This window comes from Bacteroidales bacterium (assembly GCA_014860585.1).
In the GTDB taxonomy this organism is placed as follows: Bacteria; Bacteroidota; Bacteroidia; order Bacteroidales; family 4484-276; genus RZYY01.
Map to the genome: position 1 here is coordinate 26517 of JACZJL010000005.1, position 12991 is coordinate 39507.

General features: G+C 45.2%; 12 protein-coding genes. 8 read left to right on the forward strand and 4 right to left on the reverse strand.

Annotated elements, in window-relative coordinates:
* Positions 1–36: 36 nt before the first annotated feature.
* The 4 genes from IH598_00415 to IH598_00430 form a co-directional block, all read right to left on the reverse strand.
* Positions 37–795 (reverse strand): response regulator transcription factor, encoded by a 759-nt coding sequence (locus IH598_00415; GenBank protein ID MBE0636964.1) that lies wholly within the window; start codon positions 793–795, stop codon positions 37–39.
* 200 nt (positions 796–995) lie between these two features.
* Positions 996–2048 carry a histidine kinase gene (locus IH598_00420; GenBank protein ID MBE0636965.1) on the reverse strand — a complete coding sequence of 351 codons (1053 nt, stop codon included), beginning with the start codon at positions 2046–2048 and terminating at the stop codon, positions 996–998.
* Between the two features lie 60 nt (positions 2049–2108).
* On the reverse strand, positions 2109–2828 hold the full coding sequence (locus IH598_00425) for a hypothetical protein (GenBank protein MBE0636966.1): 720 nt from the start codon (positions 2826–2828) through the stop codon (positions 2109–2111).
* A gap of 187 nt (positions 2829–3015) precedes the next feature.
* Positions 3016–4359 (reverse strand): alpha-L-fucosidase, encoded by a 1344-nt coding sequence (locus tag IH598_00430; GenBank protein ID MBE0636967.1) that lies wholly within the window; start codon positions 4357–4359, stop codon positions 3016–3018.
* A 275-nt stretch (positions 4360–4634) separates the two neighbouring features.
* Here IH598_00430 and IH598_00435 point away from each other — a divergent pair, with 275 nt between their 5' ends.
* The 8 genes from IH598_00435 to IH598_00470 all read left to right on the forward strand — a co-directional run.
* Complete coding sequence (locus IH598_00435; protein ID MBE0636968.1) at positions 4635–5909, forward strand: KamA family radical SAM protein; 1275 nt, start codon at positions 4635–4637, stop codon at positions 5907–5909.
* A gap of 9 nt (positions 5910–5918) precedes the next feature.
* The gene (locus IH598_00440; protein ID MBE0636969.1) at positions 5919–6908 is read left to right on the forward strand and encodes an ATP-grasp domain-containing protein; all 990 of its coding nucleotides are present in this window, start codon (positions 5919–5921) and stop codon (positions 6906–6908) included.
* Positions 6905–7867, forward strand: a complete 963-nt coding sequence (locus IH598_00445) for an ATP-grasp domain-containing protein (protein MBE0636970.1) — start codon at positions 6905–6907, stop codon at positions 7865–7867. The genes IH598_00440 and IH598_00445 overlap by 4 nt, the downstream gene beginning before the upstream one ends.
* Positions 7864–8355 carry a GNAT family N-acetyltransferase gene (locus IH598_00450; protein ID MBE0636971.1) on the forward strand — a complete coding sequence of 164 codons (492 nt, stop codon included), beginning with the start codon at positions 7864–7866 and terminating at the stop codon, positions 8353–8355. The genes IH598_00445 and IH598_00450 overlap by 4 nt, the downstream gene beginning before the upstream one ends.
* 204 nt (positions 8356–8559) lie before the next feature.
* The gene (locus tag IH598_00455; protein ID MBE0636972.1) at positions 8560–9363 is read left to right on the forward strand and encodes a methyltransferase domain-containing protein; all 804 of its coding nucleotides are present in this window, start codon (positions 8560–8562) and stop codon (positions 9361–9363) included.
* Positions 9364–9365: 2 nt separating this feature from the next.
* Complete coding sequence (locus IH598_00460) at positions 9366–10130, forward strand: class I SAM-dependent methyltransferase (GenBank protein ID MBE0636973.1); 765 nt, start codon at positions 9366–9368, stop codon at positions 10128–10130.
* A 492-nt stretch (positions 10131–10622) separates the two neighbouring features.
* The gene (locus IH598_00465; protein ID MBE0636974.1) at positions 10623–12140 is read left to right on the forward strand and encodes an acyl-CoA/acyl-ACP dehydrogenase; all 1518 of its coding nucleotides are present in this window, start codon (positions 10623–10625) and stop codon (positions 12138–12140) included.
* A 108-nt stretch (positions 12141–12248) separates the two neighbouring features.
* Positions 12249–12991 (forward strand): hypothetical protein (locus IH598_00470; GenBank protein MBE0636975.1); only part of this gene is annotated, 743 nt, incomplete at its 3' end.

Genomic DNA, 12991 nt, shown 5'->3' on the forward strand with positions numbered 1-12991 from the left:
AAGGTGTACATTACCGCTTCAATAAATGTTGTCAGTTTATATTCCCAATTTTTCTTTCAGCTTTTTTAGTCCGCTTTTACTTACATTGATCTCACGGTTGTTCTTCAGGATCAGCATGTAATTCTCCTTTGAGTAAGGTTCGATGGAGGCAATCTGGTCAATGGCGACGATAAATGAGCGGTGAACACGGATAAAGTGGTTGTCAGGGAGATGATTCTCAAAATAGGTAAGTGGTTTTTGCTTCAGGTATCTTGCCCTGGCAGTGTGAATCTCTACATAATCGTCGGCAGCTTCAAGGAGTATGATTTCCTCAACCGGGATCACATCGAGCTTGCTGCCCGATTTAACCACAACCCTGTTTAGCATTTCATGGCCGGAGTCGAGTTCATTTTTGAGGAGATCCAGTTCACCCGAATCATGCTTACCGGCATTCAGCCTTTGTAATGCCCTGGCTATGGCTTCGTCAAACCGTTTTTGACTGTATGGTTTCAGCATGTAATCCACTGCACTGTGCTCAAACGCTTTTAAAGCAAATTCGTCGTGAGCTGTTGAGAAGATGATAACCGGCGGATTGTCGAGAACTTCAAGCAATTCAAACCCATTAATCTTAGGCATTTGAATGTCAAGAAACACCAGGTCGGGTTTGAGTTCGTTGATGGATTTTAATCCGGCGAATCCGTTTTCACACTCCTCCACCACCCGGATTTCGGGATGCTTTTCCATATATTTCAGGATAACCTTCCGGGCAAGTTCTTCGTCATCAATGATGATGGCTGTTATCTTGTCTTTTTGCATAACAGATCAGGCATTTTTATTTTGCAAATATTCCTTCGAGTCATTAATAAAACTGCAAATATCAGATAAATCACGATTCAATCAGACCATCTCCATCCTGAAAAAAGATTTATATCCCAAAGGATAATTTCTGTTTCACACAGTTTAAGCATTTGAAATGCCTGATTAACTAAGAACGGCTTACCATTGTCATTCGAAAGTTAAGTTAAAACAGGTATTGTCAAATGGATTGTAAAATAATTTCCGGTTTTTTCGATATTTACCAGGTCGGTGCGATGGAAATGCAGCATCAGTCGTTTTTGCACGTTGGCAATGCCAATGCCTTTTCCTTTTTTGGAAATGCTGCCCGGTGTGAAGTTATTGCTGATGCTGATACGCAGCCACTCATTTTCAGCACGGCACGTAGTTGTAACAGTAACCTGGTCTGTGCTTTCGTTCAACCCATGCTTGATGGCATTCTCGTAGAGTGGCTGTAAAATCATGTTAGGAATTTTTCGGTCAAGACAAACCTCTTCCAATTCTTTTTCAATCACCAGCCGGTTTCCAAAGCGGATTTTCTCAATTCCGAGATATCTGTCAATATTTTCCAGCTCCTCCCTCAGGCTGATCTGCTCGTTTTCATTCCCCCTGACTGTATAACGAAGGAATTCTGACAATTCGACGATCATTTCTCTTGCTTTGTCAGTATCGGTAATCATTAGTGCATTGATGGAATTCAGGCTGTTGAACAGAAAATGAGGATTGATCTGTGATTTCAGCAGGTTGAGTTCCGATTCCTGGATGGCCTGCTTCAGTTGATTTTCCTGCATAAGCTTCTCATGATAATCACGGTAATAACTGATCAGGTAATAAACCATTACTATTACGGCATACAACAGAAAGCCATAAACAAACCGCCATGGGATGGTCTGGTTGAGAAAATCGATGTAACCTGCTTTATTTTGAAAAATAGTAGAAAGGACGAAGTAGCCGCCAAAAAGCCACAAAAGCACCACCACGGCGCCGGCTACCAAATGGTCGGCCAGCACGAGGTGATACTTCTGTTCGCTTAACGTCAGGTGCTGCACGATATACCATGTTCCGATCCCTAAAAAAAACATGAGGACTGTATAAACGGCAGCATCGGCAAAGGCAACTCCCATCGGGTACCCGAAGAAAAAGGTCAAAATGATAAAATGAAACAAAAAAATGATGGCAAACGATAGAAGGTAAACGATGAAATGCCTGCGCTGGGTAATAATTGGGTTAAGCATAATGGTTCAGGTTTTGCATGAGGAGATGGGTTTCCGTTCTCTTTTTTCCTCCAATGGTTTCTAATAGCTCTTCAGTTCTCCTCCTCCAAAAATAACAAGCCCTTTTATAGTAATCCGCTTTTTATTGCCCGTTGACTCCTCCATGTTTTTATAGCGTTTATCGGAAAAACCGCCAAATACACTTACTACATCCATCCGGATTTCCCAATCCGGTGGCACAACCAATGTGGATCCGCCAAAGATGTAAAGCACTTCAAGGAAATTATCGTCTTCCGAAAGCTCAGCTTTGCTAAAGTTCAGCTCAGACCCGCCAAAGATGTTGGTGATCTTGCCCCCCCGGAAATTTTTTGTGGTGATCACTTTCTGGTTCCCCCCAAAGATGGCCACTTCATCAATAAATTCATCACTTTCTCCAACGGGTGTTCCCTTTTTTGGCCAGCCTGGTTCATCTCTTCTTTTAGCATTGTGTCCGAAAAGCAGTGAAGCTCCAATGATGATAAGCACTGTGGGCCACAGGATACTCCATACCGATACTGAAAAGTAATTCATTTTGGCGATCAGAAAAATGGCGCCGATGGCGATCAGAATCAATCCTGTGACCCGCTCTTTTGAGGTGAGTAAACTCACTACGCCAATCCCGATCAGCAACATCTGCCAGGAGATGATATACAGTGAAATGTCATAAGGAATTACCTTCAGCGAATTGATGAGCAATAATACTCCGGCAGTGATAATCAGCACCGCCACTGCAACTGTTCTTGTTTGATTTTGTGTTGACATGATGTTTTACTTTTAAAGTTTTACAATAAAAATTCGATGCAGCAAAAATAACCTCAGCAACCACATGAAATCAAGCTAAAATCGGTAAACCAACGATTTTTACCGGTGAATGTACGTATCAACAGGAGCAAAGTCAAGTAAGAGAAGTGCAAAAAGCAGGTTGAGCGTATTGAAAAATTTGGTCTTTTTACAGTCCTAATCCCCCTTTGCCGCGATAGAGCCTGAGCGGGCCATCAAGTTCGACCTTAAGTACAGTCATGTATTTATCGGAAAAATTTTCCGGAACATCAATGTAAACCAGGCCGGGCACAGCACTCCATGAGATTTTACCCACCATCTTCCAGTCAACAGGCCGGTCTTGCCCAACCACGCTGATGTTTCTGATATCGTTGAACAATCCTTTGATAACGACTTGTCCGATCGGATTTCCTGCCAAAAACAAAAAGACAGAAGTACTGTCTTTGGAAATGGTGGTTGGTCCGTAAAAGTGTCCCAACGGCACTCCGGCAAGGGTATTAAAAATTGCCTCCTCATGCTTGCTTGTCCAGTTTCCTAATTCAGTCAGAATATTGACCTGTTCTTCCGGAATGAAACCATCTTCCCTTGGACCAATGTCGAGCAGCAGGTTCCCACCATGGCTGATGGCATCAGCAAAAATGGAAATAACTTCGTAAGGAGTTTTGAATGCCGTATCGCGTGGTTGCCAACCCCAGGAATCATTGGTGGTCATGCACAGTTCCCAGTAATCAAAATCAGGACGCGAAACCGGGAAGTTTTGCTCAGGAGTTTCATAATCGCCGAATCCCTGCAGCCTCCCATTGATGATCGCTCTGGGATTGTGATCCAGGATGGTTTTGCGTAGTTTCTCTGCCTGCCACTCCTCAGCCGAATGTTCCCAGTCGCCGTCGAACCACCACAAGTCGGGGTTGATCAGTTGCAGCAATTCATCCATCTGCCCCTGGTAAAAGGAAAGAAAACGATTCCACCTGGCCGGATCCTGTTTTGCATCGTAACGCGAAGAATCCCTTAGAAATCCGGGATAATCAGGATAAGACCAGTCAATCAGACTGTAATACAGCCCCGTTTTAATTCCTGCCTTGCGCAGCTCGTCAATAAAAGGGGTGAGCACATCGCGCCGGGCAGGTGATTGTCGCGGGATGCTCAAATCATTCATTTTTGTATCCCACAATGCCACACCGTCATGATGTTTGGATGTAATCACTGCGTACCGTGCTCCGGAACGCCTGACCAGAACAGCCCATGCTTTCGGATCATAGTCCGAGGCCGTGAACCCTCCGATCTGTTTCAAGTAATCATCATGTGAGATGCGCTTGTTGTGAAACGCCCACGATTCACTCGTCCCCTGCACAGAATAGATACCCCAATGTATAAATATGCCAAGTTTGGCATCGGCAAACCATTGCATCCTCTCTGTTGATGGTGACTGAGGCCTGCAGGTAACGGATAAAAAAAATATCCCGAAAAACAGTAACCAGGTTTTCTTTTTAGATGAAAAACAACAATTTTTCATGATTGATAGTCCTTAAAATTGGTAACGAAAGTAAAAATATTTTTGCTTTAGCTGAAAAATGCTTTTGATATTCGGAAAAATGAAGATTTTCATTAAATATTCTGACATTCTGGAACATGAGATTTACTTTGATACTGGTTATCAGTTGTTTAAAAATGGAAATATTTTTTCTTACAATTGTTGCAGCAATTGTACTTTGAGGTAATATTGCACGTTTTTTTGTTACATGTTTTTCAATATTAAGACATTAATAATCAACCTTTTAAAATATTTTTATGAGCACTTTGCAAGAATTAAATTCACAAGACCTGATTCAAAGGGACTTACAAGACGAAGATGAGCCTCCGAGCCTGCATGGGCTTTCAACATCATCAACCGACGAAACTGTTGAGGAAATACCCTTTTTAGCCCGTTCCACCGACGGGATTCCACCCACCTCCATGCGTTTCTTAAAAGCATGGTTCCCCGAAGCCACAGTCAGCAATTGGAACGACTGGCGCTGGCAAATAAAAAACAGCATCACCAGACCAGAACAATTATCAAAATTATTGAGAGACTTTGACCCTCACGGCGCCGGTCAGACGCTTACGCGACTGCTTCCTCTGAGGATCACCCCTTATTATGCAGGGCTAATCTGGGAATCAACACCTGACAATCCATTAAGAAAATCTATCGTTCCGTCAGCATCAGAGCTGGTATTAAGCGAAGGTGAATCAGCCGACCCGTTGCATGAGGAAAACGATAGTCCAATCCCCAACCTCGTGCATCGTTACCCCGACAGGGTGCTGTTTCTCTCTACGGGTTTTTGTTCGGCTTATTGCCGTTACTGTACCCGCACACACATGGTATCTAAAAAGGACAAGTGCCATACCGGTGTGAAAGCATGGGAACCGGGATTGAAATACATTGCTGATCATCCCGAAATCAGGGACGTGCTGATCTCAGGCGGCGACCCACTCACTATGCCCGATTCTCATATCAAATACCTGCTGATGCGGCTGAGGGCTATACCCCATGTCGAAATGATCCGCATCGGGACAAAAGTGCCGGTTGTTTTGCCCATGCGAATCACCAAAGCATTTGTCGCCATGTTGCGCAAGTTTCATCCCCTTTACATCAGCATCCATTTTACTCACCCCACAGAACTGACTCCTGAAACGGCACTTGCCTGCCAAAGACTTGCCGATGCAGGAATACCACTCGGCAGCCAGACCGTTCTACTAAAAGACATCAACGACAATGTGGATACGATGAAAAGTTTGATGCAGGGGCTGCTGAAAATCAGGGTAAGACCTTATTATCTCTACCAATGCGACCCGATACAAGGCTCACAGCACTTTAGAACACCTGTGGAGAAAGGGCTGGAAATTATTCGCGGGCTCAGGGGCTACACCTCTGGTTATGCCATTCCTCATTATGTAATTGATGCCCCCGGGGGTGGTGGAAAAATCCCACTCTTGCCTGATTATTTCCAGGGTTACAATGAGCATGACGATGTTGTGCTGAAAAATTACCAGGGGAAAACGTTCATTTACCCCGATGCCCATTAATCGCTTCAGATGAAAATCGGACTAACTTACGACCTTAAAAACGTTTACCTCGAAAACGGGTATGCTGAAGATGAAGTAGCGGAATTTGACTCAGAAGAGACCATTGAGGGGCTCGAAAAAGCATTGCATGAATTGGGTCACTCCACCGAACGCATCGGACATATTAAGCAATTGACGGAAGCCCTGGTCAACGGCGCCCGATGGGACCTTGTTTTCAACATTTGCGAAGGATTGCATGGCATTGGCCGGGAAGCACAGGTGCCGGCTTTACTTGACGCCTATGGTGTTCCCTTTACCTTTTCAGATCCGCTGGTGTTATCGCTTACGCTCCATAAGGGAATGACCAAACGGGTAATTCGTGATGCAGGGATTCCAACGGCCCCTTTTCATTTAATCGAAAACGTAGACGAAATAGCCAACTGTCCCCTCCCTTTTCCTGTGTTCATCAAACCTGTTGCTGAAGGTTCTGGCAAAGGAATCAGCGCCAAATCTGTTGTTTACGATTCAGAAACATTCGTCCATGAAAGCAAAGCGCTGCTTATGACTTATCGCCAGCCAGTGTTGGTTGAGAAATTACTGACCGGTCGCGAATTCACTGTTGGCATTTTAGGAACCGGAAAAAAGGCCAGGATTGCCGGGGTAATGGAAGTAACGATCAGAAAGGAAGCTGAGGAACAGACCTATTCGCGGTTTATCAAGGAAAATTATCATGGACGGGTTGATTACCAACTGGTTGAAGGTGAAACAAGATCCGTTTGTGAGCGGGTGAGCCTCGATGCCTGGCGGGTATTAGGATGCCGCGATGCCGGCAGGATCGACCTGAAAATGGATGAAAACGGCATCCCTAATTTCATCGAAATCAATCCGCTTGCAGGAATCAACCATATCCATTCCGACCTCCCCATCATGATGTACATGCAAGGCTGGAGTTTTAAACAACTGGTCGGAGAAATCATTCAGTCGGCATCCGAACGAATTCATTCAAAAGATAAAAAATGAAAGTTGTCATCACCTATAACAAACCCGGCGAAAACGCACTCGAGGACGAGCTCGATATTCTCCATGAAGTCAGTCTCGTTTCCGGTTGCCTTCTGGAGCTGGGTCATCAACCCGTGGAGCTGCCCATGACGCTCAACCTGGGTGAAGCCTATAACTTTTTAAAAAACGAACAGCCCGACCTGGTGTTCAACCTCGCCGAATCGCTCGAAAACCACGGCGCCATTGTTTATTTTGTCCCTGCTTTGCTTGATGTGCTGCAACTTCCTTACACCGGGACTCCAACAGTTCCTATGTTCCTGACTGCGGGAAAAACCCTTACCAAGCAGATCCTGCTTGATACCGGACTACCTGCACCGGGAAGTTATCAACCATCGGAAGCTTCAACGCTTCCTGACGGGAAATTTATCCTGAAACCTTTGTGGGAAGAAGGATCGCTTGGCCTCGACGAAGATTCGGTGTTTGACATCCCCTGTGCTGATATTTCAGAAATTTTAAAACTACCCGAAGACAAATATTTCATCGAACCCTTTATTGATGGACGCGAGTTCAATGTTTCGATGCTTGCCGGTGATTATGAACCCCAGGTGCTTGCTGTGGCTGAAATCCGTTTCATCGACTATCCTGCCGGTAAACCCAAAGTGTTGGGCTATAAAGCCAAATGGAATGAAGACAGCTTTGAATACCTCAACACCGTGCGGACCTATGACCTGGGTGAGGGGGGATCAGCACTTTATGCCAGGCTGGCTGATATATCGGTAAAATGTTGGAAAGCATTAGGATTGAGAGGTTATGCGAGGGTCGATTTCAGGATGGATACACAGGGCAATCCCTTTATCCTCGAAGTGAATGCTAACCCCTGCATCACCCCCGGAAGCGGTTTTTACGCTGCCTGTGAGCAAGCCGGAATTACCTTTACACAAGCTGTTGAAAGAATTATAAAAGACGCCCTGAAAAGATGAAATCAAACCAAAAAATACATTTCCGCTACGAAATCAAAAACTCCGATCCGGCAACGATTGAGGAAATCGTCAGGTCAACAGGTTTTTTTTACGAACACGAAATACCTGTCGCCTGCGAACTGGCCGAAGAACGCATTGCCAAAGGGATTGAAAGTGGCTATCTGTTCGTTTTTGCCGAAATTGACGAAAAAGTGGTCTCTTACGCCTGCTACGGTTTAACCCCCTGCACGGTTGGCACTTATGATCTGTACTGGATCGTAACCCACAACGATTATCGCGGGAAAGGGGCCGGAGTCAGCGTGCTCAATGAAACGTTGCAACAGGTCAGGTTGTTAAATGGCCGAATGCTCATCGCCGAGACCTCTACCAAGGAGCAATACCAGCCGACAAGGGCGTTTTACGAAAAAAATGGTTTCGTTTGCGAAGCCCGGATCACCGATTTTTATGCCCCCGGAGATGGTAAGGCGGTGTATGTTTACAGACTGTGAAAACCCTAACCTGCCAGGTTGAATTTGGCCTTTGCGTTGGCGACCTGTGTGGTTTAAAAAGTACTTTGAGTTAAAATTCATTGGGTTGGGAAAATTGAAGAATTGTAAACCAGGCAGCCTGACAATGGCGAGGTTCAACCTATTGTCAGGATATCAGGATATAGTTGTATGCAGAGCAAAAATGTTCCAAAACAAATTAAAACAATGGACGATCTGGAAAAAAGCGTAGTTGAATCCCTTGATGGAGCGGCCAATCCCCGGCTTTATCCTTACCTGCCTTATATTTTGCAGGATGTTTGGGAATTGGGAACCGATCCCGGGATAGTCTTTGAACTTGTTCAACAACACATTCAGATAACACCGCTCAAAGTGCTTGACTTAGGCTGTGGAAAAGGGGCTGTCTCCATCAGGCTTGCCGAAGCGCTTGACTGTTCTGTGCTTGGAATTGACGGCCTGCCTGAATTCGTAAGCGATGCGCAAAAATACGCCAGCAAACAAAATGTCACTGATAAATGCCGGTTTGAAACAGGTGATGCCCGCATCAAAGTGCTTGATTTGAAAGATTTTGACCTGGCCATCCTGGGAGCTGTCGGCCAGCTTTTTGGAGATATCCACCAAACCCTTACGATAGTTGGGAGAACAATAAAACGTGACGGTTACATCATTCTTGACGATGGCTGGATCCCCAACGAATCATCAACAGAGTACAACCGGTGCCTGCGCAAATCTGAATTTTATCGTCAGATAAAAACTGCAGGTTTTGAAATTGTTGAGGAAAGGGGATTTGATCAGGGATTTATCGATGAGGCCAATCGTAGTATTTTCGAGGCCATAAAAAAAAGAATTGATGAGCTGATTCAAAGAGAGCCGGTAAAAAGAACTATTTTTGAGCATTATCTTGAAGTACAAAAACATGAAAATCAAATGATGGCCACCGAAGTGATTTGCGCATTGTGGTTACTAAAAAAGATGGATGAACCAAACCTTACGGGGTTTTTAAAGGAATAAAAATGAAACAATGGTACGAGTCTTTATTTGAAAATTATGGCCGCAAGTACGACCAGGAGTGTTTTGTTCAGGGAACAACCGGGGAATGCGATTTCGTAGAGAAGGAAATCAATTTTGACAGAAGTATCAACATCCTCGACATCGGTTGTGGAACCGGGCGACATGCCATCGAGCTGACAAAGCGCGGTTACAAAGTAACAGGCATCGACCTGTCGGAATCGCAGTTGAGCAGAGCAAAAGAGAAAGCCATAGCAGAAAATCTGCACATCACTTTTTTGCAGCATGATGCCCGGAATTTACCTTTTACAGAGGAATTTGACCTGGCCATCATGCTTTGTGAAGGGGGCTTTCCGCTGATGGAAACCGATGAAATGAATTATCAAATTTTGCAAAATGCTGCCAAAGCGCTGAAAAAGTCCGGAAAATTTATTTTTACCACCCTGAACGGCCTGTTCCCGATCTTCAACTCATTCAAGGAATTTTACGACGCCAACCATCAGGAGGGTAATGCATCCTACGAAAGCCAGTCATTCGACCCGATGACCTTTCGCGATCATAACATCACGATCGTGGAGGATGACGACGGAAACAAAAAAGAGCTGGTTTGCAGCGAGCGCTACTACATCCCGTCAGAGATCACCTGGCTGCTCAAATCGCTCGATTTTAGCAAAATAGATATCTTTGGTGGAAAACTAGGGGAATTCAGCCGGGACCACAAACTCACCACCTCCGACTTCGAAATGCTGGTGATTGCTGAAAAATTATAAAACTTTCACTGGTGACCGGCTAAAATGTTTTTCCCCTGCGAGAAATATTTAATTCTATTTTATCTCATTATTTTTCAATACTTTATCCCTGTATGCTTGTGCATTCAGGCAGGCGCTAAGCGGAATTCGCCGTAGGCGATACAGTATTGTAGAAAAAAGTATACCACCAACTTAAAAATACCTCGTAGAGGTTAAAGAAATCAATGGTTTCGGAGTGATTGAATCATTTTACCCGGTCAGTAGTGATAAACTTTCTTTGATCATTTGATTGAAGAATGATATCCGGGAGCCCAAACTTTATCTGCAACCGTTTGTTTGTTGTTGATAGTTAAAACTTTTCATTTTATCACCTCTGTCTGAACCATTCTTTGACGCAAGGGTTTCCGTTGTTTTTTGGGTAGTTTATTATCAATCCTTTGATCGGCATTTACTCAACAGATAATCAATCAGAATGAATTTTTGGTGAAGCAGAATTCAAATTTTGAATTATTTATGGGTATGCTGAATATACAGGAAAAACCTTTCGACGTTTTTCTGAATGATCTGAAAGCCGGCATCAAAAACGTGTTTCATTTGCGCGGAGACGTAAATCATATTGCGCTTCAGCGCGGAATGCCGCCGTTTGTTTTGCGCGAGATCATGAGCTTAAATCCCTTGTCGGTCGGCATTCCGACCGCTTACGGAGGCAGGGGCAACAAGATGGAAGAGGGGCTTGCCATTCTTGAGGCGGCCTCTTACGAATCGCTGGCATTGTCGCTCACTTTCGGGATTAACCTCGCATTGTTTCTCCAGCCCGTGGCCAAGTATGGACAGGAAGAGGCCAGGTTGTCGGTGTTTGAGCGGTTTCTGCATCATCAGAATATGGGCGGATTGATGATCACTGAACCCGGTTTTGGAAGTGATGCGCTGAACATGCAAACTTCCTACAGCGAGCACCAGGACAACTACAGGATAAAAGGACTCAAGCACTGGGCCGGACTGACCGGATGGGCTGAGTACTGGCTCCTCACCGCACGCGGGCTTAATAAATCAGGTGAACTGAGCAGGGATATCGATTTCTTTATTTGTGACGTAAACAGTCCCGGACAGCAAATCGTTGTTGAGGAACTGTTCGCGAATCTGGGCCTTTACCAGATCCCATACGGCAGAAACCGCATTGATGTTGAAATTCCGAAAGTCCAGAAACTCGTTCCGGAAACCACCGGGCTGAAGATGATGCTCGACACCCTTCACCGCAGCAGGTTGCAGTTCCCGGGGATGGCACTGGGTTTTGTTCAACGGATGCTCGACGAATCATTGGCACACGTCAGGCAGCGGCACATCGGGGGAAAATCGCTGCTGAGCCACGACCAGGTGCAGAACCGCCTTACCATTCTCCAGGCCTATTACACCATTTGCACAGCCATGTGTGTGCATGTGGTAAAAATGGCGGACATCAAAAACGACCTTTCTTCAAGCGGGTTTCTGGCCAATTCGGTCAAATGTATTACCACCGACCTGATGCAGGAATCGGCGCAATCGGCCACCCAGCTATTCGGCGCCGGCGCTTACAAGCTGGATCATATCGCAGGACGCGGGATCATCGACAGCCGCCCGTTCCAGATTTTCGAAGGTTCGAACGATATTTTGTACACACAGATCACCGGCAGCCTGATCAAAATGATGAAACAGGCCAAGGAAAGCAACTTATACCAGTTCCTGAAAAGCTTTGACCTGACTTCAAAATCAGCATCTTTCCTGAAGAAATTACTTGATTTTGACCTTGATTTCGATCTTTCTCAACGAAAAATGGTTGAACTGGGAAAAGTCATCGGGCGAATCGTTACATCCGAAATGATCATCAACCTCGAAGAGACAGGCTTCAGGAAAGACCTGATCAGCAATGGACTGGAGCTGCTCCATCACGAAATCACTTCTATATTGAGCGGTTTCAATTTCCCCAACCCGGCCATGGTGGTCGAAGATTACCAGGAAAACAGTTCATGGCGAAATTTCTTCCAATCAAAATAGCCGCCAGATAAATCCAAGCCATTCATCAGCATTGAACTTGCTCACCATTTACGCAGACTGTTTTCCCCAATTAATTGTATTATTGCAACTGAAATTTACCGGACGCCAATGTCACTCTTAAAAAACTTTTTCTCCTTCAGCAAGCACACAAAGCCGGTGGATTTGTCGGTGCTGAAGGCTGACATGCATTCTCACCTGATCCCGAACATTGACGACGGGTCCGATTCACTCGAAACTTCCATTGCACTGATCAAGGGAATGATGGAATTGGGATACACCAGGCTCATTACCACGCCCCACATCCAGGGCGAGTTTTACAAAAATTCAGCCAATACCATCCTCCCGGGGCTGGAGCAGGTAAAAAGGGAACTCATCAAACAAAACATCAGCATCGAAATGGAAGCCGCCGCCGAATACCTGATCGATGATAAATTCGGGGAAAAGATCGAAAAGAAGCAGTTGCTTACTTTCGGTAAAAATTACCTCCTGGTCGAAATGTCCTATTTCAACGAACACCCCAACTGGAAAGATTACTTTTTCGATCTGCAGGTAGCCGGTTACAAGATCATCCTGGCGCACCCCGAACGCTATTCCTACTTTTTCAGGGACTGGCGGAAATACGAGGAACTGAAAGACCGCGGCGTACTTTTCCAGATCAACATCACATCCCTGGCGGGGTATTACTCTGCCGAAGTGAAAAAAATGGCCGAGAAACTCATCGAAAACAACATGGTGGAACTGGCCGGAAGCGACCTGCACAACATGAACTACCTCGAAGCGCTGCGCAAATCACGCTATGAAAGGAGCCTCCGGGATTTGATCGGGTCGGGAAGGCTGATCAATGATAAAAT